This window comes from Rheinheimera sp. KL1, assembly GCF_001275035.1.
Taxonomy (GTDB): Bacteria; Pseudomonadota; Gammaproteobacteria; order Enterobacterales; family Alteromonadaceae; genus Pararheinheimera; species Pararheinheimera tangshanensis.
This window is the reverse complement of the sequence record NZ_LAMX01000026.1, coordinates 323,718-346,129: the sequence shown is the minus strand read 5'-3', so window position 1 is coordinate 346,129 and position 22,412 is coordinate 323,718. Positions and strand designations below refer to the sequence as shown.

At 46.1% G+C, this 22,412-nt stretch carries 19 protein-coding genes and 1 tRNA gene; 6 read left to right on the top strand and 14 right to left on the bottom strand.

Translation table 11 applies throughout. The annotated features are described in order from the left end of the window. Positions 1–151: 151 nt before the first annotated feature. Entirely contained in the window at positions 152–1,561 is a 1,410-nt protein-coding gene (gltX, locus tag WH43_RS15810) for a glutamate--tRNA ligase (protein WP_053425535.1), read from the bottom strand. A 184-nt stretch (positions 1,562–1,745) separates the two neighbouring features. Between gltX and WH43_RS15805 the strand changes: the two genes are divergently transcribed. Together WH43_RS15805 and WH43_RS15800 are read left to right on the top strand one after the other, a co-directional pair. Further along, positions 1,746–1,821, top strand: a tRNA-Val gene (locus tag WH43_RS15805). A 321-nt stretch (positions 1,822–2,142) separates the two neighbouring features. Continuing rightward, the gene (locus WH43_RS15800) at positions 2,143–3,759 is read left to right on the top strand and encodes a response regulator (RefSeq protein WP_053425578.1); all 1,617 of its coding nucleotides are present in this window, start codon (positions 2,143–2,145) and stop codon (positions 3,757–3,759) included. 7 nt (positions 3,760–3,766) lie between these two features. On the opposite strand, the gene WH43_RS15795 is transcribed toward WH43_RS15800, so the two are convergent. The 4 genes from WH43_RS15795 to WH43_RS15780 form a co-directional block, all read right to left on the bottom strand. Beyond that, positions 3,767–4,222 carry a DUF2919 family protein gene (locus WH43_RS15795; protein WP_053425534.1) on the bottom strand — a complete coding sequence of 152 codons (456 nt, stop codon included), beginning with the start codon at positions 4,220–4,222 and terminating at the stop codon, positions 3,767–3,769. 1 nt (position 4,223) lies between these two features. Further along, complete coding sequence (ligA, locus tag WH43_RS15790) at positions 4,224–6,254, bottom strand: NAD-dependent DNA ligase LigA (protein WP_053425533.1); 2,031 nt, start codon at positions 6,252–6,254, stop codon at positions 4,224–4,226. Positions 6,255–6,343: 89 nt separating this feature from the next. Beyond that, positions 6,344–7,180: a cell division protein ZipA gene (gene zipA / locus WH43_RS15785; protein WP_053425532.1), complete on the bottom strand. Its 837-nt coding sequence runs from the start codon at positions 7,178–7,180 to the stop codon at positions 6,344–6,346. 19 nt (positions 7,181–7,199) lie between these two features. Continuing rightward, positions 7,200–10,601 (bottom strand): AAA family ATPase, encoded by a 3,402-nt coding sequence (locus WH43_RS15780; RefSeq protein WP_053425531.1) that lies wholly within the window; start codon positions 10,599–10,601, stop codon positions 7,200–7,202. 179 nt (positions 10,602–10,780) lie between these two features. Between WH43_RS15780 and cysZ the strand changes: the two genes are divergently transcribed. Next, on the top strand, positions 10,781–11,497 hold the full coding sequence (gene cysZ / locus WH43_RS15775) for a sulfate transporter CysZ (protein ID WP_053425577.1): 717 nt from the start codon (positions 10,781–10,783) through the stop codon (positions 11,495–11,497). Positions 11,498–11,549: 52 nt separating this feature from the next. Here cysZ and WH43_RS15770 read toward each other — a convergent pair whose 3' ends face one another. From WH43_RS15770 to WH43_RS15750, 5 genes are all read right to left on the bottom strand, one after another. Next, a complete protein-coding gene (locus WH43_RS15770) occupies positions 11,550–12,155 on the bottom strand; it encodes a mechanosensitive ion channel domain-containing protein (protein ID WP_286049830.1) in 606 nt (201 codons plus the stop codon). Between the two features lie 65 nt (positions 12,156–12,220). Next, positions 12,221–12,613 carry a YcgN family cysteine cluster protein gene (locus WH43_RS15765; RefSeq protein ID WP_286049847.1) on the bottom strand — a complete coding sequence of 131 codons (393 nt, stop codon included), beginning with the start codon at positions 12,611–12,613 and terminating at the stop codon, positions 12,221–12,223. A 117-nt stretch (positions 12,614–12,730) separates the two neighbouring features. Continuing rightward, on the bottom strand, positions 12,731–13,393 hold the full coding sequence (locus WH43_RS15760) for a fumarylacetoacetate hydrolase family protein (protein WP_053425529.1): 663 nt from the start codon (positions 13,391–13,393) through the stop codon (positions 12,731–12,733). Beyond that, a complete protein-coding gene (locus tag WH43_RS15755; RefSeq protein ID WP_082335817.1) occupies positions 13,390–14,529 on the bottom strand; it encodes a lytic murein transglycosylase in 1,140 nt (379 codons plus the stop codon). Before WH43_RS15755 ends, WH43_RS15760 begins: the two co-directional genes overlap by 4 nt. 3 nt (positions 14,530–14,532) lie before the next feature. Continuing rightward, positions 14,533–14,811, bottom strand: coding sequence for a YcgL domain-containing protein (locus WH43_RS15750; RefSeq protein ID WP_053425528.1), 279 nt, complete (start codon positions 14,809–14,811; stop codon positions 14,533–14,535). A gap of 141 nt (positions 14,812–14,952) precedes the next feature. Between WH43_RS15750 and minC the strand changes: the two genes are divergently transcribed. From minC to minE, 3 genes are read left to right on the top strand one after another with little or no spacing between them, the layout of a single operon-like run. After that, positions 14,953–15,654 (top strand): septum site-determining protein MinC, encoded by a 702-nt coding sequence (gene minC, locus WH43_RS15745; RefSeq protein WP_053425527.1) that lies wholly within the window; start codon positions 14,953–14,955, stop codon positions 15,652–15,654. A 12-nt stretch (positions 15,655–15,666) separates the two neighbouring features. After that, the gene (minD, locus tag WH43_RS15740) at positions 15,667–16,476 is read left to right on the top strand and encodes a septum site-determining protein MinD (protein ID WP_053425526.1); all 810 of its coding nucleotides are present in this window, start codon (positions 15,667–15,669) and stop codon (positions 16,474–16,476) included. A gap of 4 nt (positions 16,477–16,480) precedes the next feature. Next, positions 16,481–16,741 (top strand): cell division topological specificity factor MinE, encoded by a 261-nt coding sequence (gene minE / locus WH43_RS15735; RefSeq protein WP_008900582.1) that lies wholly within the window; start codon positions 16,481–16,483, stop codon positions 16,739–16,741. A 58-nt stretch (positions 16,742–16,799) separates the two neighbouring features. Here minE and WH43_RS15730 read toward each other — a convergent pair whose 3' ends face one another. The 4 genes from WH43_RS15730 to WH43_RS15715 all read right to left on the bottom strand — a co-directional run bounded on the left by WH43_RS15730 (position 16,800) and on the right by WH43_RS15715 (position 22,407). Then, a complete protein-coding gene (locus WH43_RS15730; RefSeq protein ID WP_286049828.1) occupies positions 16,800–18,176 on the bottom strand; it encodes a DUF4397 domain-containing protein in 1,377 nt (458 codons plus the stop codon). A 153-nt stretch (positions 18,177–18,329) separates the two neighbouring features. Further along, complete coding sequence (gene rnd, locus WH43_RS15725) at positions 18,330–19,475, bottom strand: ribonuclease D (protein WP_082335816.1); 1,146 nt, start codon at positions 19,473–19,475, stop codon at positions 18,330–18,332. Between the two features lie 85 nt (positions 19,476–19,560). Further along, positions 19,561–21,219, bottom strand: a complete 1,659-nt coding sequence (gene fadD, locus WH43_RS15720; RefSeq protein ID WP_053425524.1) for a long-chain-fatty-acid--CoA ligase FadD — start codon at positions 21,217–21,219, stop codon at positions 19,561–19,563. 357 nt (positions 21,220–21,576) lie between these two features. Continuing rightward, positions 21,577–22,407 (bottom strand): alpha/beta fold hydrolase, encoded by an 831-nt coding sequence (locus WH43_RS15715; RefSeq protein ID WP_286049827.1) that lies wholly within the window; start codon positions 22,405–22,407, stop codon positions 21,577–21,579. Between the last annotated feature and the right edge of the window lie 5 nt (positions 22,408–22,412).

Genomic DNA, 22,412 nt, shown 5'->3' with positions numbered 1-22,412 from the left:
AGCTGCAAATGAATGCAGCCTTGCTGGAGCAGATTTTGACGCAAGACGGGCGACCCTAAAGGTCGCCCCTACGATTTATAACCAAAGTAATTGGAGTTGCAGCGAGAGCACTTAGTCAACAAAGCTGCAGCTTCAAGTACGAAGGGTATATTTATTCGCCAGCTCTGTTGCTGATATACTCCAGCGCCATGCTGATGCGTTTTAACACCCGCTCTTTGCCAATCAGTGCCAAAGTTGCATCCAAAGCTGGTGAGTTACCACCGCCTGTTACAGCTACACGTAAAGGCATACCTACTTTGCCCATGCCTAAACCTAAGCTCTCAGCGGCATCGTTAATAGCTTGATGTAAAGCCTCTACCGACCAGTCGCTCAGTTCAGCGAGTTTAGTCTGAACAGCAACCAGAGGTTCTGCTGCTACGGGGCGTAAGTGTTTTTTCGCAGCGTTTTCTTCAAACTCGCTAAAGTCTTCGTAGAAATAACGACTGACTTCCACCAGTTCTTTTAAGGTTTTCACCCGTTCAGCCTGCACTTTCACCAGTTCGGCTAAAGCCGGGCCAGTGCTGATATCCAGCTTCTGCTCAGCCACATGCCAAGCTAAATGTTTAGCTACATAGTCTGGTGCCAGCGTTTTCATATAATGCTGGTTTAACCAAATCAGCTTATCGGTGTTAAAGGCTGAAGGAGCGCGGTTACAGTTGCTTAAATCAAACAGCTGGACCAATTCTTCTTTGCTGAAAATTTCCTGATCGCCATGAGACCAGCCTAAACGTACTAGGTAATTGATCAAAGCTTCTGGCAGGAAACCGTTGTCGCGATATTGCATCACGCCTACAGCGCCATGACGTTTGGATAAGCGCTTACCATCGTCACCTAAAATCATAGGTACATGAGCATACTTAGGAATGTCGGCACCCAAAGCGGCCAGAATATTCATCTGACGTGGAGTATTGTTGACATGGTCGTCACCACGAATAACGTGCGTAATACCCATTTTCCAGTCGTCGACCACTACGGTCAGGTTATAAGTGGGCGTACCGTCGCTGCGGGCTATGATTAAATCATCCAGCTCAGCATTAGCAATTTCAATCCGGCCTTTGATTAAATCGTCAATCACCACCACCCCATCCTGAGGGTTTTTGAAGCGAATGACATAAGGTTTATCTGTTGGGTGGTCGGTACGATCACGCCACATACCGTTGTATTTCGGTTTTTCGCCAGCAGCCATTTGCGCTTCGCGCATTGCATCCACTTCTTCCACAGTACAGAAGCATTTGTAGGCTTTGCCTTCAGCTAACAGCTGAGCAACGACTTCTTTATATAAATCAAAGCGTTTGGTTTGGTAGTACGGGCCGTCGTCATAATCCAGACCTAACCATTCCATACCTTCTAAAATGGCATCGACAGATTCCTGCGTTGAACGCTCTAAATCAGTATCTTCAATACGAAGAATAAAAGTACCGCCGGTTTTACGAGCATGCAGCCAGCTGTATAAGGCTGTACGGGCGCCACCAACGTGCAGGTAACCTGTAGGGCTTGGCGCGAAACGAGTAACTATAGACATAACAAATCCACTGAAGGCCAAAAAATTGGGCGCTATTGTACCAATGCAAAGCCGTGATTGCACGGGAGAAGCTATGATGCGGCAAAAGATTTAACTGCTTACTTTTAAAGCATACGGTTCACAAAGCTAAAAATATTATTGACACAAAAACCGTGCCCCCTATAATGACGGCCGACCACACGATGGATGCTTAGCTCAGCCGGGAGAGCATCGCCCTTACAAGGCGGGGGTCACTGGTTCGAACCCAGTAGCATCCACCATTTAATTTGAAAAAGCACCGCTCCCTTTGCCAAAGCCCAAGTCGGACTGGTTTGAACCCAGTAGCATCCACCATCTAATTTTCTCCTTATTAAAAAAAGCACCGCACTCTTCACAAAAGACCAAGGCAGACTGGTTCGAATCCAGTTAACTCTTTGAATTTATTCAATCCACACGTTTTGTTTTTACCATTTTTTCACTTATCCATAAATTTCCTAAATCAGAAAAACCTTAGCTATTGAATTCATTTGAAAAAAGTCGAGATTTTTATCACTTTAATGGCTATATTTGATACAAATGATAAAAAAATACCTAATTCATTTATGACAGTAAAACTTAACAAAGACGTCCGGATACTGGTTGTAGATGAACAGCCTTTAACTCAGAACTATCTGCGTTATGCGCTGGAGAGTCTGGGCTATAGCAGTTTTATTTATGCTGAAAATTCTGCTGTGGCTTTAACTCAATGCCGTGACAAAACCTTTGATTTGATTATTTGCTCTTTTAATTTGAATGGCAAAGATGGTTATCAGCTGTATCAGGAGTTAAAAGCTCGTAATTTATTTAGTCACAGTACAGGCTTTATTTTTATCAGTGCAGAGACAAACCCAAGCCTGGTGCATAGCGTTTTAGAATTGCAGCCGGACGAATTTATGGTGAAGCCTTACGCCATTAAAGACTTACAAGCCCGTATAGATCGTACTGTCCAACGTAAAAAATTATTCCGCCCTTTGTATACCTTGATGGATCTAAACAAAACCGGGCAGGCGCTGAAATTGCTGGAGCAATGGCTGGAACAGGGTTATCAGCCCAAATACCACAACATGCTGCTGAAAATAAAAGGCGAGCTGTTGCAACAAGCAGGCCGCTGGACTGAAAGCGAACAGTTTTACAGCAACCTGATCCAGCACGACAGTCTGCAATGGGTGAAACTTGGTTTAGCCCGCAGCTTAATTCAGCGGGAAGGCTTTTCTGAAGCGATAGCCCTGTTACAACCTTTACTGAACAAGGTTGATTTAAAACTGGCTGCCCTGGATTTATTAGCTGAGATCCATCTGCGCCAGCATCTGTATAAAAAAGCTCAGGCAGAGCTGTTGCAAGCGGCAGATATGGCACCACGTAATTTATTACGCCAACAAAAACTAATGAACCTGTCGCGTTTAACGCATGACTACGAGCAACAATTTAAAGCTGCCAGAGATTTACTAAGATTTGCCCGTTTCTCTATCTACGAACAACCTGATTTGTATCTGAACCTGGCACGAGCCTCTATTGATTACGCTTTAAGTATCGATGAAGAGGAACACATCATCCGCTTATCTAAGGTCGCCAATGAGACCTTAAATAATATGCGCCAACTATTCCCTGAACCACAGAAAGAACAACAACAAGCCGTAGTGCAGGCTCGGATTTATTATTTGAAAGATCAAATAGATAAAGCGAAGCAAATGTTGCTCACTCTGGATAAAACCCAAGGAGAGCTAGGTCCCGAAGATATTCTGGATAAAGCCAAAGCTTTGCACGAAGTGGGCTTATTAAGCCGTTCCAGAGAATTACTCAGGCAGCTGACCCAGGACGAAAATAAGCTGAAAAATGTCGACTCGGTATTTCTGAGCTACCTCAAACAAGAACTGCAAGAGCGTGAAACCTTGCCTATGGGGCCAAGAGAATTCAACAACAACGCTGTACTACTGTACGAGAGAGGCCAATGGCATCAGGCATTAGACGCCTTTATCCAAGCCTTTCATATTATGCCGGGGAATGTCGGTATTGCTCTGAATTTGCTGCAATCACTAGGTTCAACGGAGAATATCGATCCTGCCATTCAAACCGAGCAACTAAGGTTGCAGTGTGAAGTGATACTGTCCAGAAATAAACTGAGTGAAGCGCAGCAAAAACGCTGGCAACAACTGCAAAGCCAGCAAAAAATAGCGATTTAAGGCTGCACTAAGGCCACTCAGTCACCACCTGCTTCATCACAGGATTTTTCAGCAACCACCATAAGCTAAGCACTAACAACATGGGTGAGAGCAGCAGCCAGGGCGCTTTGAGCATCACATAGTTGGGTAAGTGCGTCAGACTGTGCACCAGATCCGTGGCAACAATAACTAACATGATCCAACGGCTTTGACGCCATACTTTAAACCAGCCCTGACTCCCTTTCTCTTTACGCTGACTCAAGGCTGTGACCACTAAAAGTAGAGGTGCGCAGATAAGGCAAGCGGTTAAAAAATCATTACTTTTAGGATACACAGCAGCCAGTAATTTATCGCCACCTTCTGGCATAGTCAGCACTAAAATCCACAGAATGTAAGGCCTGAGTAATAACAGCAACACGGCATAGAACCGCAGTGGTATCCGGGTCAGGCCATACTTATCCAAAAGCGGATAAAACTGCGACATTTCAGTTCAGCCCATGCTGTGCAAACAAATCCAGCATCTGCTGCTCAGTCCAGACGGGTACAGACAACTCTGTCGCTTTAGCCAGTTTAGAGCCTGCATTGTCCCCCGCTATCACCGCATAAGTTTTAGCGGAGACAGAGCCTGAGACTTTGGCGCCTAAACGCTGCAGTTTTTCCTTGGCATCATCACGGCCCATGCTGACTAAAGTTCCGGTCAGTACCAGTGTTAAACCGGCCAGTGGCTGTTCGCCTTGTTGCTGTTTTTCAATCACAGGCCAGTGGATACCTGCTTCAATCAATTGAGCTATGACGGCGGCGTTATGCTCTTCGGCCATAAAGTGCTGGATGTTACCTGCCACTACAGCTCCAACATCAGGCACTTCTAACAGCTGTTCAATACTTGCCTGCTGCAGTGCATCCAAAGCAGCAAAATGACTGGCTAAATTCAGCGCGGTCGCTTCCCCTACTTCACGAATACCTAAGGAATAAATAAAACGTGGCAAAGTGGTTTGTTTTGAATCTTCGATAGATTTCAGTAATTTAAGCGCCAGCTTTTCACCCATTCGCTCAAGGCCAACCAAAGCAGGCATATCCAGACGGAAAATGTCTGCCGGAGTTTTCACCAGTTGCTGATCGACCAACTGCTCGATAATTTTGTCGCCTAAACCTTCAATATCCATAGCTTTACGAGAGACAAAATGTTTCAGCGCTTCTTTTTGTTGAGCTCCACAAAATAAGCCGCCTGTGCAGCGCGCTACAGCTTCACCTTCAACCCGTTCAATGCTGGACTGACAGACAGGGCAAAGCGTTGGAAACAGGATGTCACGTGCGCTTTCAGGCCGCTGCTCCTGTACCACAGAAACAATTTGTGGGATCACGTCTCCTGCCCTGCGCACTATCACGGTGTCGCCTATTTTGACGCCCAAGCGGTTAATTTCATCCTGATTATGCAAAGTTGCATTACTGACCGTAACACCACCCACAACCACAGGCTCTAAACGGGCAACAGGCGTAATTGAGCCAGTACGACCAACCTGAAACTCGACATCCAGTAAAATGGTGGTTTTTTCCTGAGCCGGAAATTTAAAAGCAATAGCCCAACGTGGTGCACGGGCCACAAAACCTAAAGCTTGTTGCTGGGCTAAATCGTCGACCTTCAGCACTACACCGTCTATTTCATAAGGCAAAGTGGCGCGTTTAGTTAAAATGCTTTGCTGATAATCCAAAGCGGCTTGCAAACCTGTGACATGGCGGATTTCCGGACACACTGGTAAGCCCCAGGCTTTGAGTTGTTGCAAACGGGCATGATGGCTTTTGCCGTTTAAGAGCTGAGTTGTGTCTTCCACTGCTCCTACCGCATAGGCATAAAACATCAAAGGACGAGTGGCGGTGATCTTTGGATCCAGCTGCCGTAAGCTACCCGCTGCGGCATTACGAGGGTTGGCAAACACTTTATCGCCTGAAGCTCTGGCTTTTTCGTTCATTGCCTCAAAACCTGCCAGCGGCATAAAAACTTCACCCCGCACTTCCAACACAGCCGGTACGTCACCCAACAGCTTCAGTGGCACAGCCTTAATGGTTTTGACATTGGCAGTAATATCTTCACCGGTAAAGCCATCACCACGGGTGGCAGCCTGCACCAACAGGCCGTGCTCGTACCGAATACTGACGGCTAAACCATCCAGTTTCGGCTCGGCACAAAACTCAAAGTCTTTACTTGCATCAATGCGGTCGGCCATACGTTTGTAAAAAGCAGCGAAGTCGTCGGCATCAAAAGCATTATCCAAAGACAACATAGCGACCTGATGACTGATTTGACCAAATTTGCTTAAAGGTGCAGCCCCCACTCGCTGAGTCGGTGAGTCAGGGGTAACCAGTTCAGGATTCTGTTGTTCTATCTGCTTTAATTCCAAAAACAGCTGGTCGTAATCGGCGTCGGGAAGACTTGGGTTATCCAGCACATAATACTGGTGGTTGTGATAAGCCAATTGGTCTTTGAGCTGTTGCAGGCGTTGTTGGATAGCTTGATTCATTTGAGGTACCCGGACACTTAAAGTCTGAAATCTGAAAGTTTAAAATAAACAAGCCCCGATAACGGGGCCTGTTTCATAGCTGTACAGTATTAACCGTGGATCAGGCGCTGACGCTGGAATTCACGGATTTTTTCTACATAATGCCGAACTGTTTGTACTGTCAGCACTGAGCGCTGGCCATCCAGGACCTGACCACCAAATTCATCCGCCAGTTTTTTCGCAGCGCTGTGCATCAGGTTAAAATTCTGTAAGGCTTCGCCTGGCCCTGGCAAAGTCATAAACAAACTTAAACCACGGGTATTCATTTTATCCATGTCTTCTAAATCGAAGGTGCCTGGATTAAACATGTTAGCCAGAGAAAACAGCACTTCGCCTGAACCTGCGTTGTCCTGGAAACGGTGGAAAATATTCATCTCACCGTATTTAAAGCCTAAGGTCAGCAATGACGGTAACAACAGTGAGCCATTAATTTCTTCACCTTCTGGCAGTAATACATACAGGATCAATACTTCGTTGGCTGGCGCCTGAGCGCTTTGATCTTTTTCAGCTTCGTAAGCAGCCTGTTGCTCTTCGGCTACAGCTTCAGCATAAGGCTCGTCTGTGGCAGAAAAGCTGCCCATATCCAGCGACGGCTCGTTTAATTCCGGCTCACGGCGCACTTTCACTGGTTCACGTAATTTATTGGCCTTTGGTGCTACAGTTGGTGCAGGTTTCGGCTGCGGCTTTTCGCCCGGTTGTAATACCCGCTTTCGACCTATACCCAGCTCATCAAAACCATCAGCTCTGCTGGCAGAAGTTGTATCCTCTACTTCATAGTTGCCAATGTCCTTATTATTTTTACGGACAGTCCACCAGCCATGTAAAGCTAAAGCGCTAATACCCAGTACACCCAAAACAATCAAGACTAAACGTAATTCCTCAGCCATCTCTTTTACCTTTTAGTTTTTAGGCTTGTGCCATTTTCACGGCATCTTCCACATCTACAGCTACAACTCTCGACACGCCGGGTTCCTGCATGGTCACCCCCATTAATTGTGCCGCCATTTCCATAGCAATTTTATTGTGACTGATATAAATAAATTGCACAGTTTCAGACATTTCCCGTACCAGATTACAAAATCTGCCGACGTTTGCATCATCCAAAGGTGCATCAACTTCATCCAACATGCAAAAAGGTGCCGGATTTAATCGAAAAATCGAAAACACCAATGATAAAGCGGTTAGCGCTTTTTCACCACCCGAGAGTAAGTGAATTGTACTGTTTTTTTTCCCTGGCGGTCTCGCCATGATAGTTACACCTGTTTCTAACAGATCTTCTTCAGTTAAATCAAGATAGGCACTACCTCCACCAAAAACTTTTGGAAACAAAGTTTGCAGACCATCGTTCACCTGCTCAAAGGTTTCTTTAAATTTTTGCCGGGTTTCGCGGTCAATTTTACGAATCGCAGTTTCCAGAGTCTCAAGCGCTGAGACTAAATCCTGATGCTGCGCATCCAGATACTGTTTACGCTCGTCCTGCTGTTCAAATTCTTCAATAGCCGCCAGATTAATAGGCCCTAAACGCCCTACTGCATCCTGCGTTTTTTCCAGTTGTTGTTGCCATTCCTGCTCGTTGGCTTCGGCGGGCAAAGTTTCACTCAGTTCTTTAAAATTGACCTGCAGCTCTGTCAGTTGCTCCAACATATTATTGGCGCGCACCCGATATCCTTCGGCACCCAACTGCAAATCGGCTAATTCTTTTTGCTTTTGCGTCAGTAAATGCGCAACGCCCTGATGACCTTGCTCGGCCTGACGCAGCTTGTCATCCAGTTGATGCAAAGCTTCGGCTTTTTGCTGCACTAAAAGTTCAACTTCAGCCCGTTGTTCCAGTAATAGTTGCAAGCTTTCATGTTGCTCAGCATCCGGCTCTGACACTTCAGCCAATTGCTCCTGCACCAATTGGAAGCGCAGTTGCAATTGCTGCTGTTGTTGCTGGCTACGTTGCAAATTCTGCTGGCTGAAACTTAGCTGCTTTTGCGCACTTTGTTGCTCCAGCTGCAGTTGCTGCAGTTGCTGACGCACAGCATCTTGCTGTTGTTTAAGTTGTTGATACTGCTGCTGGCTTTGTGTTTGTTGTTGCTGCAATTGCCATTCTTTGGCTTTTTGCGCCTGATGCTGCTCATCTAACGCTTCGGATTGTTGCTCCAGCTCATCCAGCTGCAGGCTTAATAACTCAAAATCCTGCTGCTGCGCCGTTAACTCTGAAGATGCTTGTAAGCGTCTTTGCTGCTGCAGTTGCTGCTGTTGTTGCAGTAATAAAAGGTCGGTGCTGATTTTTTGCAGCTGCTCTTTGGTTTGCTGCAATTGCTGTTGGCTGTGTTGCCACTGCTGCCTGCTCGTTGCGACTTCTGTGTCGAAGCGCACTTCGAGCTGCTGCTGTTCCGCTATCTGTTGTTCAAGCTGCTGGATTTGTTCCGCCAGTTCCAGCAATTGCTGTTGCCGGGTTAAGTAGTTGTCAGAAGCCGCTTGTCCCGGTACTAACTGCCAGTTGCTGCCAAGCCAAATGCCTTGCGGGCAAATGACAGATTGCTGTGGTTCTAGCTGATGTTGCAATGCCCGCGCTTGTTCGATGCTGTCGGCCAGCAACACACTATGAAAGGGATCCGGATACAGGCCTGAACGGATCACCGCAGCTAAAGTACCGGCTTTGGCTGTCAGTTGAGTTGGCGCGACATAACTTTGCTCTGTCCCCTGCTCCATCACTGCATGCTGTAATTCGCCCAGCACCAGACTAACAGCCCTGGCCCATTGCGGTTCAATCTCCAGCTGCTTTAACAGCTGCTGTTGCTGCTGATTCACCTGCCGCTGAATTTGACTGAGTTTGTCCTGCTGGTTTTTTAGCTGCTTTAATTCGCTTTGCCTTACCAGTTGCTGCTGTTTGTATTGCTGCTGTGCGTGCTGTAAATCCTGATAACCTTGCTCAGCTTCAGAACTTTGCTGTTGCAGTAGCTCTAGTTGCTGCTGTGTTTCGTGCTGTTTGGTAAGTAATGGCTCTGCAGCTTTCGAGTCGGCCACCGCATCCAGTTGCGCTAACTCTTGTTGTAACTGGCTGATACGGTTGAGTAACTGCTGCTGTTGCTGTTGGCTGTGCTGCGCTTTGAGCTGATTCTGTTGCTGCTGTTGCTGCAAGGCAAAAAACTGTTGCTGCCATTGCTGCAGTGCGCTCTGAGCCTGCAGCAGTTGTTCCTGAGCTTGCTCCGCTTGTTCGGTCAGGCTTTCAAATTGCTCTTGTTTCAGTTCGCTATCTGGTGCTGCATGTTCGAGCTGGAATTCAAGTTCCGCCAGTTGCTCTCGCTGCTGCGCTATATAAGAGTCAGCTTCCTGCAAAGTCAGCTGCAAGGAGCGCAGCTCATCGGTCAGGCTTTGGCGACGCTGACGTTGGTGCAGTTGCTGTTGCTCTAAGCGCGTGATCTGATTACCGACCTGATAATACTGCTGCTGCACTTGTTGCTGCTCAGCCCGTAAATCCTGTTGCTGCTCTTTGAGTTGCAACACCAGCAATTGATCACCGGATTGAGCCGCCTGAAATTGTTCTATTTCGGTCAGCTTGTGCTCTATATCCAACTCTGTTTTCTGCAGCAGACCATGAAAGTGTAACCATTTCACACAGGCCAATTCCGCTTTGAGCTTACGCTCCTGCGCTTTAAGTTCTTTAAAACGTGCCGCAGCTGCAGCCTGGCGTTTTAACTTATCGAGGTTTTTACCCAGCTCTTCGCGCACATCAGATAAACGGTCCAGGTTTTCGCGGGTATGCTTAATGCGGTTTTCAGTTTCGCGCCGGCGTTCTTTGTATTTGGAAATGCCAGCCGCTTCTTCGATAAAAATACGCAAGTCCGCAGGTTTGGATTCAATCAGCCGTGAAATCATGCCTTGTTCAATAATGGCGTAACTGCGTGGGCCTAAACCTGTGCCGAGGAAGATATCGGTGATATCACGGCGGCGACATTTAGTACCATTAAGGAAGTAATTCGACTGGCCATCCCGCGTTACTAAACGTTTGATGGCTATTTCACTACGATCAGCTAGCGTGCCTTGCAAACGGCCCTGAGTGTTTTCGAACATCAGTTCAACAGAAGCCTGAGACACAGGTTTGCGCTGGGTGGAGCCGTTAAAAATAACGTCTGTCATCGCATCACCACGCAGGTTTTTTGCCGAGCTTTCGCCCAGCACCCAGCGTACAGCGTCAATAACGTTAGATTTTCCGCAGCCGTTTGGTCCCACTACAGCAGTCATTGCAGCAGGAAAAGCCACCTGGGTAGGATCAACGAAGGATTTAAAACCCGCTAATTTAATTTGCTTAAGACGCATCTGTCCCTGAACAATAAGGCCGAGGTTTTGTTAACAAAAGTGAATGTAACAGAACAGCAGTGCTGCTGTCACGGCCGCTTTGTATTCCTGCGCTGAAAAAGTTGCTTACGGATTTTATGTTGCGACTCAGATACATGGCCTATATGCTCGCCCTAGATCCCTGTTGAGGTATGAAAGTTATGCATTATTTAATGAAAGGTTTGAACCTGATCCGGGTTAAGGGCTTAAAACGTTATGTGGTGGTGCCACTTTGTATCAACCTGGTGCTGTTTGCACTGGCTTTTGGTTATTTATTCAGTCAGTTAGGTGGCTGGGTCGATCAGGTCGTAGCAACCTTACCTGAGTGGCTGGGTTTTATCGGATTTTTAGTCTGGCTTTTGGCGCTGTTTTCTATTGTGATGGGTTTAGCTTTAACCTTTACTATGGTGGCGAATTTTATCGCAGCCCCTTTTAACGCCTTACTGGCGGAAAAAACTGAGCTGCATTTAACGGGTCAGCCGTTGCCGGATCAAGGCCTGGCCGCATTTTTAAAAGATGTACCGCGTATGCTGGGCCGTGAATGGCAAAAGTTTGTTTATTGTTTGCCGCGCGCCATTGGCTTTTTACTGCTGTTTTTTATCCTGCCGGGCATAGGCCAGTTGTTATGGTTTTTATTCTGCAGCTGGATGCTGGCTATTCAGTACTGTGACTATCCGTTTGATAACCACAAAGTGCCTTTTAGCACCATGAGAAAGGCGCTCAAACTGCAATGGAAACACAGTTATGGGTTTGGCATCAGTGTTTATCTGCTGAGCCTGGTACCACTGATTAACTTACTGATTATGCCAGTAGCTGTGTGTGGCGCAACTGCTATGTGGGTGGATAAATTCCGCGAAGCCCTGCGTTTGTCAGACTAAACCCTTCGTACTTGAAGCTGCAGCTTCATACGAAGGGTTCAAACAAGCAAGACTATCGATGATCAGGGTGTCTGCGCCGCCATCTGTTGACCATTTTGTTTTTATCCGCTCTGAACTGGTGCTGCACTATGACTGGACGGGACACGATCAGGTTATTCGGATAGACAATCTGTTCGTTGTTTTTTGTCAGCAGTACTGTGCTGAACAAATTGATTTCCACCACCTTGCCTTCAACATGGTTCGCACCATCAATAATTTTCACTTCAGCACCAGGTGCAAAATTACGTTGGCCTAACATGATAAAAAAGGCGGTGATGTTGCTCAACAGCGACCAGGCGGCAAATAACGCCACACCTATCACTGCAATCATTGAAGACGCAAGAACCAGCAACCCTTTGATGTCGATGCCCCAGACTACACTTAGGACAACAACCAGCAGTAAAAACAGTAGTATATGAAACACCACTAAAGCGCGACGATTCATTTCATCTTTTAATACGCTGGCCGCTATAGTGCGGTAAACAAAAGGCGCAATACGACGGCTCAAAATGATGTAAATCAAAATGATGATTGCACTGATCACCATCTGCACTATGGCCGGACTAAAAGTGGCCATTAACTGTTTTAACTGATGCAAAATTTGCATGGCTTCTTGCACAACCATCACCCTCTAAATCAAAAAACGCTATTTTTGCTTGCCCAACTGAACCCTCAATGAAGGTTTTAATCCAGATCGTTTATAGCCCAGGTCACAATATAATCTTCAAACTTTTCCATATCGACCGCATCTTCAGAAATGGTTTTGTTGCGCACTGACATTTGCTTTTTATGCATCAGACTTTTTTTGCCATTATTCAGAAGCGGATGCCAGGACGGTAAACCACGGCCTTCGTGCAAACGACGATAGCTGCAGCTATTGGGCATAAAAAAGATGTCTTTTAAATTATCCTGCGTCAGCTTGACGCAATCCGGCACCAGCACTGTACGCTGCTCGTACACAGTACAGGCACATTTATGGCTGTCCAGATAACGACACGCTATGTTGGTGAAATGGATCTGCTCATCTGGTTTGATGTAATCCGTTGGGCCTTCGGCTTCTTCGTCTTCATCATCGATAAATTTATTCAGACAACATTTGGCGCAGCATCACAGACTGCTTCCCATTCTTCTGTTGTCATTTGTTCCAGGCTTTTTGTTTCCCAGAATTTTGCTGTTAACACTTCAACCTCTCTGTCAGCGTACTGACGTCTTAATATGTAGCTTGTTGGCCAGAGTTAATTCTAACTGATCGCCACTATAAAGTGGCCCCACTCCAGCTGGTGTGCCTGTCAGTACCAGATCACCAGGTAGCAAAGTAAAAAACTGTGACATTTCGCTGATGATTTGAGTGACGGAACGGATCATCATACGGGTATCGCCTTGCTGACGCGTCTCACCATTCACCCTCAGGCTAAACTCTAACTGTTGCACATCACCCAGTTCATCAGCCGCAATAAAACCAGAGACAGGGCAAGCGCCATCAAAACCTTTGGCAATTTCCCAGGGCCGTCCGAGCTCTTTTAATTTCTTTTGCTGATCCCGTAGTGTTAAATCCAGCGCCAGACCATAACCCCAAACAGCGTCCAGCACTTGCTCTGGAGTCACTTTGCTTAAGGGGGCTTTAATCAGCACAGCCAGCTCAGTTTCATTATGCACAGCACCTAACTGGTCTGGGATAGGAAAAGACTGATGGATATCAACGACAGCTGTACTGGGTTTGATAAAGAACAGTGCTTCCGGTGCCGTTTTGCTGTTCATCTCAGCGATATGGTCCTGATAATTCTGGCCAATACACAGTGCTTTGCCTACTGGCAGATGGATCGCCTGCCCTTGCAGATCTTTATGCTGATAACTCATGCTTTATCCTCAGCTACTATTAAATCCGCCAGATAACCTACGCTGGTGACAAAGTAATAAGACCGGTTCCAGTGCATCAGCGTTTGATAGTTGCTGTACGCCAGATAGACCCGACCTTGTTCATCATCCGGCATCACCAATGCAGCTTTGATATCGCGTTGTGGTAAGGCTTTGCCTTCAGTGGTGCGAACACCTAAGCTTTGCCAGGCCGCTAAAGAACGTTCAGATTTAGCCCACCACTGCAGCCACTGAGTTCTGTCTTTACTGCCTTTTGGGATCACGTAAGAGAAATCGAAGTTATTTGGTACTTTTACTTCTCTGCCCCAGGTTTGGCTATTGTCCCAACCACGGGTTTTTAAATAATTGGCAATAGAGGCGAAAGCATCAGTACGGCTTTGCCAGATGTTGATGTGACCATCACCGTCACCATCCTGAGCATAGGACATAAATGCACTGGGCATAAACTGGCTTTGGCCCATAGCACCAGCCCATGAGCCTTTCATATCTGCCAAGCTGACATGGCCTTGCTGCAGAATATCCAGCGCCAGAAAGAATTCAGATTTAAAAAAGGACTCTCGGCGGCCATCATAGGCCATAGTGGCTAAAGCAGAAGGTACTGAATAGTTGCCCATAAACTTACCAAAGCTACTCTCAAGCCCCCATAAAGCCACAATAAAACGCGGTTGTACCCCATATTTCTGGCCTATGGTTTCCAGCTCTTGCTGATGCTCCTTGTAGTATTTACGCGCCAGCGCAATGCGTTGTTTACTCACACGCTTCGGTAAATAGGTATCTAAGGTTTCAGTAAATTCAGGCTGCTTTTTATCTGCCACTACTGCAGATTTGTAGTGCTTTAAGCTGGCGAATACCTCATTGACCAGAGTTTTGGAATAGCCTTTGTCTAAGGCCTGCTGTTTTAAAGAAGCTGCGTATTGTTCAAAACTACCTTTATTCAAAGCATCTTGCGCAGGTGATGCAGACACAGAGGCTGTTTGGGCTTTTTGCAGGGCAGGTACTTTAGCGACAGGCGCAGTTTTTACCGTTTGTGTTTTAGTTTGGGCATTGCCAGACACAGTGCTGGTACAAGATAACAATAAACTACTGACCACAATGACTGCGATTTGAGTCAACTTCATCTGTTACTCCTTGTTTTGCAAGCTCTCTTTATGCGCTTTAAGTAAATCTTCAGGCGGCGGAGGCAATTGTAAATAAAAGCCCTGTTCTGTCAGTTGTGCTCTGACTTTATCAATATCTGCGTGGGCTAGTTTGCTTTTGGTGGCCAGATTCACCAGCGTCACCAGTTGGGGTTTGCCAAAGGTTTTCAGTAAGGCTTCAGGTACAGCGCTAAAGTCATCACGGCGCAATACGTACAAATAGGTTTGGTCCAGCTTCGGACTTTTATAAATGACACATAACATAGGACAAAAACTACTCTGACTAACTTGCCTAACAGGGGCGCAAACTATAACATGAAGCACCAGCCTTGCGTACCAAGCAAATAAAGGCTGACACGATTTTTTGCCGTCATTAAACAAATAATAAAGTGCGCATTTTGAGCTATGTCTGATCATTCCTTTGAATTAAAAGGCAGTTTATTTCCACTGTCTGTGTTGTATTGTCAGGACCTGTCTGCCGCTGCAGTAAAAACTCAGTTGCAGCAAAAATTGGCGCAAGCTCCAGCCTTTTTTTACCGCGCACCTGTGGTGATTAATGTCGAGTCTATAACTCAAACTCCTGATTTCGCAGCTATTGCTGAAGTTTTCAACGAGCTCGAGCTGGTCTTGGTCGGTGTATGTGGTGCATCTGCTGAACTAAAAAAAGCGGCTCAGGCCGCTGGTTTGGCTTCATTGCAATTGAGCAAAAGTAAAACTCCGGCCAAAGAAAGCAAAGAAAAAGAAACAAAAACAGAAGCTGCCGTTGTAGCTCCTGTAATGGAGACTAAAGTGGTGGAGCAAAACATTCGCTCCGGCCAACAAATTTATGCCAAAGGTGCAGATTTAGTGATCCGTGGTACTGTAGGTGCCGGCGCTGAAGTCATTGCCGATGGCAATATACATATTTACGGTACCTTGCGTGGTAAAGCCATAGCAGGCGCTGCCGGAGATAGTCAAAAACGCGTGTTTTGTCACAAGCTGGAAGCTGAACTGATCTCCATAGCCGGAAGTTACTGGCTCAGTGACAGTCTGCAAGGCGAATATTGGGGTAAGTCGGCTTGCATTGGGTTGCAGGACGATAAGTTGGTTTTAGCAGATTTGCTTTAAGGATATTTTGCGATGGCAAAAATCATTGTTGTTACATCAGGTAAAGGTGGCGTAGGCAAAACTACGTCAAGCGCAGCTATTGGCACAGGTATCGCGATGCGCGGTTTTAAAACCGTGATTATCGATTTCGATATAGGTTTGAGAAATCTGGACTTAATCATGGGCTGCGAACGTCGTGTGGTTTACGATTTCGTTAATGTGATTAACGGTGAAGCGAATTTAAAACAGGCGATGATCAAAGATAAACGTATCGACACCTTGTTTATTCTGCCTGCTTCCCAAACCCGCGATAAAGACGCTCTGAGCAAAGAAGGCGTAGAGCGCATTCTGAACGAGCTGGCAGAAGAGTTTGACTACATCATTTGTGACTCGCCTGCTGGTATTGAATCAGGCGCTATGATGGCGTTGTATTTTGCCGATGAAGCAATAGTTGTGACTAACCCTGAAGTGTCGTCAGTCCGTGACTCAGACCGTATTCTAGGTATGCTCAGCAGCAAATCACGTCGTGCTGAACAAGGCTTACCTGGTATCAAAGAACACTTGCTGTTAACCCGCTACAATCCTGAGCGCGTCGTCAAAGGCGAGATGCTGAGTGTAGAAGATGTCGGCGAAATTCTGGCGATTAAACTTTTAGGTGTCATTCCTGAATCTCAGGCTGTGTTAAATGCATCCAACTCCGGTACTCCGGTTATTCTGGATGAAGAAAGTGACGCAGGTCAGGCCTATTTAGATACAGTCGCCCGTTTGCTTGGCGAAGACGTGCCTTTCCGTTTCCTGAATGTGGAGAAAAAAGGCTTGCTCAAACGTATATTTGGAGGCTAAGCGAATGTCGTTATTGGATTATTTCCGTTCAACGAAAAAAAATACCGCTTCAACTGCCAAAGAGCGGTTACAAATCATCGTCGCCCATGAGCGCAACAGACGCAACAGCCCGGATTATTTGCCACAGCTGGAACGCGATATTTTGGCCGTGATCCGCAAATATGTCGATATAGCGGATGATCAGGTGTCTGTCTCTCTGGAAAAAAGTTCAGACGAGTTGTCAGTGCTGGAGTTAAACGTCACCTTCCCTGACGACAAAAAATAATAATTAAAAAACTAAAAAGAGGCAGGATCTGTGATCCTGCCTCTTTTTTTATTAAGTTTTACTGTACGTTATTAAAGTCGTCCAACAGGATCAATCCCAGATCTGCGGTCAAACCCTGACCATCCCGCGCTACTGCAGTGTAGATCTTATTCGTATCTAAGGTCACAGCGACAGGACCAATAGCTGCTGTTTTGCTGCCTGTTGGTGTTACAGTGACAAAATAATCACCCGCAGGTACCTGGATATAGCCAGAGTCCGCTTTGAAAGGTACGTTACTCAGTGCAGCTGTAGCCGCTGAAATATCAGAAGTTGCAGTTAAATACACATCGACAGGGCCTGCCAGACTAGAACCGTGGATCACACGAATTTGTGCGGCTGTAGCAATACGACGTGGCTTATCTTCCACTACCAGAGGCTCAATGCTGTTTTCAGTTAACGAACCTACTGCATGCACAGTGTAATAAACACCAGCCTCCAGCTCCAGGTCAGCGTTAATTACGACAACTGAATTATCCGCATCCGCAGCTACTTTGACGTTATATGTGTCTGGAGCCAATTCAGCGTAATCAGTAAAGTTCGGGAAAGCTAAGGCATTGATAGCTTCAGCATTGTTAACTAACACGTCAACAGCTGGCGCATCAGATACATCATGCACCACGCGGACCGCAGAGACAGAGCCCTGATCCAACAGCTCAAGACTGGTATCGCCGCCTTGTACTAAAGCTAATAAAGAGACGGGCGAATTACCAGCAAACTTGTTGTCCAACGCAGCTATGGTTAAGTCTAGACCGGAAGTCAAAGCGACAGTGCCTGAGTCATACACTACAGTGCTCAAATCACCAGCTGGAGTGATACGCACTCTGTAGTCGCCAGCAGGAACAGTGACATCACCTGTATTGGCGCTAAATTCAAGAGTCGCGGCCACAGTACCTGCGGATAATTCAGCAGCAGGAGCTGTCAAATGCACGTCAACTGTTGGAGCAGATGCCGCAGCGTGTACGACACGCAGACGCACATTGCCACTACTTACTGCTGTTTGAGGAAAGTTGATAACCAAAGGTTCGATGCTACTGTCAGCAGCTTTACCAACAGCAAAAATTACATAATCAGTTGCTTCTGCTAAAGAAAGGCTGGTTTGTGGGATCACTGTGGCTTGGGTGCCACCAGGTAATTTGGCACCAACAGAAGTACTGAAATTACCAGGTGCGACGGAAACTGGTCCTGCGGCATCACCAAAAGCCAGATTTTCAACGGCTACACTACCATTAGCGGTGATCGCGACATCTGGTGCATCAGAAACTGCGTGCACAACTTTAACTGTCGCGTTAACAGGTGGCGGAGCTATTATTTCTGGTGGAGAGTCAGAATCGTTACAACCTGCGATAGCAAGCAGCGTGAAACCTACGACACATAGTTTATTTGTCCATCTCATCATAAATACCCTTTTGATTGTTTATGTTGCAAAAGGGTTACGACGACAAATTTTGACTAGATCAACGGCTTTTTTTGCAAAAAACCGGATGATTTTTCTAAAAAAATGCATTAAACCATATTCAGAAAGGCTCGTACTTACGCAGTAAAAGCTTGATCAGATCAATTCAGCTGCATGTGCAGGCACAGGCAGATGCTTACGCAGTATCTCGCGGCGCCAGCCTCGCAAAAACTCAGGTAAAGGCAACAGCCCCCTGTCTTTATCACTGACCCGCCAGCACCAATTGAAAAACTCAGTGCTTTGGCGACGAACCGCGATAAATTCAGCAGGAATACCAGACTCTCTCGCTGCGGCTTTAATAGCATCTGTGATTTTTTGCATTTCTTCTTTAAAGCCCTGAAATACATCAGTGTGATAAAAAGGAGCAGGACATTCTTCAAGCGGCAACGCTTTGGCTTTTTCAATCAAAGCCAATACAGCTTTACCATGACGGCGTACTTCACGGCCAGGCAATTCAGGGATATTAAACATCGACTCCAGGCTACCGGGACGGCGTTTAGCAATATCCAGTAAATGATGATCTTTGAAGATAAAACCTAACGCCATATCATGCTGCTGCGCATACTCCTGACGCCAGATCACCAGTTCACGCAAAATAGCTAACTCTCGGGGGGCCAGTAGATTGCTGTTTTTCAGCTCAAGATGACGAAATGCCAAAGGCAAACCAAAAGAGCGGCGTGCGATTAAATGTTCGCCTTCAGCAAGCAGTAATTCGTATTGGCCTTTTGCTAGCAGTTCTGTTTTCAGCGCCTGATATACATCAAGCAAATGCTCTACATCTTTGGCTGCGTAATCCAGCTGTAATGCAGATAAGGGTCGTGCTATCCAGTCAGTGCGGGATTCACTTTTATCCAGCTCAATAGCACAAACTCGTTGTACCAATTTGGCATAGCCCTGACTTCCGCCCCAACCAGCCAGTTCGGCAGCCAGTTGGGTATCAATCAGAGGCAATACAGGTAACAGATCTTTAGTGGCTAAAGCTTCTAAATCTTCGTTGCAGGAGTGCACCACTTTACAGACTGCCGGATCAGCAAACAGCTGTTGCAAAGAACTCCAATCATCAATAGCTAACGGGTCGACCAGCACTAGTTGTTTGCCATCAAACAACTGGATCAAGCCAAGCTTTGGACTTAATGTCGTCTGCCGAACAAATTCAGTATCAACAGCTAATACCTCAGCAGTGGCGGCTTGCGCACAAAAAGCAGCTAAAGCAGAGGAGGAGGTTATAAGTTGATACATCATTTTAAATCCTTGATTGTCTCTTTCTATTTCTTTAACCAATTTTTCGTCGTAAAAAAACCGGCAAAAGCCGGTTTTTTTTTCAGGTTTAACCTTTCAGCTCTCGCCTTAAGATTTTACCTACGTTAGTTTTTGGCAGTTCGGTGCGAAATTCTACCAGCTTCGGCACTTTATAGCCCGTCAAACGTTCCTTACAATGTTGTATGAGTTCAATATCAGTTAAGCTTTGATCTTTTTTCACGACAAAAATCTTCACGGCTTCGCCTGTAGATTCGTTCGGTACACCAATGGCAGCAACTTCCAATACTTTATCGTTCATTGCCACGACTTCTTCTATCTCATTTGGATAGACATTAAAGCCTGAGACTAAAATCATATCTTTTTTGCGATCGACTATGTAGAAGAAACCATCGTCATCAACACGAGCTATATCACCAGTGGCTAGCCAGCCCTCAGCATTTAACACTTTAGCTGTTTCGTCTGGTCTGTTGTAATAACCTTTCATCACTTGCGGGCCTTTCACCCACATTTCACCGGCTTCACCAGCAGCCACTTCAACGCCTGCATCGTTCACCAGTTTAATGTCAGTCGAAGGCGCAGGAAAACCTATACTGCCGTTATAAGCGGGCAAATTGTAGGGGCTTACTGTGACTAAAGGCGCACATTCAGTTAAACCATATCCCTCAACCAGACGGGTTGAGGTGACTTTCTGCCAACGCTCAGCCACAGGACGCTGCACAGCCATACCTCCACCCAGAGCAAGCTTTAACTTACTAAAATCAAGCTGAGCGAAGCCCGGAGTATTGAGTAAACCATTGAATAATGTATTAACGCCGGTTAATGCTGTAAACGGATATTTCGCCAGCTCCTTAACGAAGTTAGGCATGTCTCGCGGGTTAGTAATCAAAAGATTAGTACCGCCATACTTCATAAAAACCAAGAAGTTAGCTGTTAAAGCGAAAATATGATAGAGAGGCAGAGCTGTAACAATAAATTCATTGCCTTTGCTCAGAAGTGGGTCTAAACAGCCCGCTGCTTGTTCCAGGTTGGCTATCATATTACGGTGCGTCAACATAGCGCCTTTGGATACGCCAGTGGTGCCCCCTGTGTACTGTAAAAAGGCCAGATCTTCACCAACCACAACAGGCTTTTTGTAAGCTGCAGCACTACCGGCCGCTATCACCTGTTTATAAGTGACGTACTTTTTCAAGTTGTGCGCAGGGATCAGTTTTTTAACGTGCTTGACCACCAGGTTGACTATAGTGCCTTTCACCAGACCTAACATATCGCCCATATGCGTCAAGATCACGTGATCTAGTTTCACCTTGTCCTGAACCTCAGACAAGGTGTGAGCAAAGTTCTCGACAATGATAATGGCTTTGGCTTGTGAGTCCAGTAGCTGATGCTGCAATTCGCGGGGCGTGTACAGTGGATTAACGTTCACCACCACACAACCTGCACGCAAAATACCTAAAATACAAACAGGGTACTGCAGCAGATTAGGCATCATGACAGCCACTGCATCACCTTTTTTCAAACCTAATTGATGCTGCAAATAAGCAGCAAACTTTAAGCTTAATTGATCCAATTCAGCGTAGGTGATGCTTTTGCCCATATTAATGTAGGCAGTTCTGCCTGCATAATCTTTGATGCTTTCATCAAAAACTTCTAATAACGATGCGTAGTGATCGGCATTGATATCAGCCGGAACGCCTTCAGGGTAATTTTTTGACCAGACTCGATCCACTGTCCTCTCCTCGTGGTATTTATTATTTTTTAGTTATAGTAGTTATAGTAGTTATAGTTAGTACGTTGGCCCTTTGTACAGACCTCGGTGATATCTGCTACAAAATGGCACTGAGTTTTTACTCTAATCCTGCATCATCCCACAATTGCTTTCATTTCACAATTGTCTGCGGAATCAGCAGTTCTGCCCCCGACTATAACAGCATAAAAAATCGTCAGGAACGATTTTTAACAGCTTTAGCTGGCCCGCAAGGGAGCTCTGCAGGATTGAAGAGCATAAAAAAATCGTCAGGAACCCGGAACAAGCTTTAGCTGGCCCGCAAGGGAGCTCTGCAGGATTGCAGAGCATAAAAAATCGTCAGGACAGTAAAAATTGACGGATTGCGTTGGCCGTTTGTTCCGGCTGAGTCATATGGCAATGATGCCCACCACTCAACTCCACCAGTTCTAGCTGTGAATAACAATACTGATACTGTTGTCGTGCTTGTTGCATCATGTCCAGACCATCAGTTGCCAAAATAGCAAGCACGGGGCATTGAATATCCTGCAGCAGCTGTGTCACTTGTGGTGGCAACAATCGATAGATTGAGGACTCCCGCAAACGCATATCTGCTGACCAGGTGATTCCTTCAGTGCAAGTTCTGGAGCCCCTTTGAGTTAAAATCAGTGCCGCTGCAAGGTCAAAATCACTTTGGTTTTGTCTGGCCAATGCAGCGCTATGCAGGTCGGGGTAAACTGGTTTTTGCTTCTGTGGACTTTGCCATCTGTGATGAATTGCAGTGCGAACTTGTTCAGTGATTTTAGCTGCGTCTCCTGCCACCAAACCCAGACTGTCGATCAATACTAATTTGCGTACCATCTGCGGCATAACAGCGGCTAACACAGAACCAATCATGCCCCCCATTGAGTGACCTATAATATCGACCTGTTTCCAACCCGCACTTTGAATCAGTGTAGCCAGATCATAAATCCAATCTAAGAAATGATAATGGGCGTCAGGACTGCGATGATCGGATTGACCATGCCCAGGCAGGTCAATCGAAACCAAATTCAATTCTGTAAGGTGAGCGCAAAGAGGTAAAAAACTATCAGCGTTATCCAGCCAGCCATGCAGACATAAAGTGACCTGTTGTGTTTCCGGACCTTGTTGCCATCCCGCTAATGATAGAGTGGGCAGCGAAAACTTCACTGCCT

Excerpts from the sequence above, each read along its gene's own strand:
- gltX (WP_053425535.1), bottom strand. The coding sequence starts at position 1,561 with ATGTCTATAGTTACTCGTTTCGCGCCAAGCCCTACAGGTTACCTGCAC.
- WH43_RS15800 (WP_053425578.1), top strand. The coding sequence starts at position 2,143 with ATGACAGTAAAACTTAACAAAGACGTCCGGATACTGGTTGTAGATGAA.
- WH43_RS15795 (WP_053425534.1), bottom strand. The coding sequence starts at position 4,222 with ATGTCGCAGTTTTATCCGCTTTTGGATAAGTATGGCCTGACCCGGATA.
- ligA (WP_053425533.1), bottom strand. The coding sequence starts at position 6,254 with ATGAATCAAGCTATCCAACAACGCCTGCAACAGCTCAAAGACCAATTG.
- zipA (WP_053425532.1), bottom strand. The coding sequence starts at position 7,180 with ATGGCTGAGGAATTACGTTTAGTCTTGATTGTTTTGGGTGTACTGGGT.
- WH43_RS15780 (WP_053425531.1), bottom strand. The coding sequence starts at position 10,601 with ATGCGTCTTAAGCAAATTAAATTAGCGGGTTTTAAATCCTTCGTTGAT.
- cysZ (WP_053425577.1), top strand. The coding sequence starts at position 10,781 with ATGCATTATTTAATGAAAGGTTTGAACCTGATCCGGGTTAAGGGCTTA.
- WH43_RS15760 (WP_053425529.1), bottom strand. The coding sequence starts at position 13,393 with ATGAGTTATCAGCATAAAGATCTGCAAGGGCAGGCGATCCATCTGCCA.
- WH43_RS15755 (WP_082335817.1), bottom strand. The coding sequence starts at position 14,529 with ATGAAGTTGACTCAAATCGCAGTCATTGTGGTCAGTAGTTTATTGTTA.
- WH43_RS15750 (WP_053425528.1), bottom strand. The coding sequence starts at position 14,811 with ATGTTATGTGTCATTTATAAAAGTCCGAAGCTGGACCAAACCTATTTG.
- minC (WP_053425527.1), top strand. The coding sequence starts at position 14,953 with ATGTCTGATCATTCCTTTGAATTAAAAGGCAGTTTATTTCCACTGTCT.
- minD (WP_053425526.1), top strand. The coding sequence starts at position 15,667 with ATGGCAAAAATCATTGTTGTTACATCAGGTAAAGGTGGCGTAGGCAAA.
- minE (WP_008900582.1), top strand. The coding sequence starts at position 16,481 with ATGTCGTTATTGGATTATTTCCGTTCAACGAAAAAAAATACCGCTTCA.
- WH43_RS15730 (WP_286049828.1), bottom strand. The coding sequence starts at position 18,176 with ATGATGAGATGGACAAATAAACTATGTGTCGTAGGTTTCACGCTGCTT.
- rnd (WP_082335816.1), bottom strand. The coding sequence starts at position 19,475 with ATGATGTATCAACTTATAACCTCCTCCTCTGCTTTAGCTGCTTTTTGT.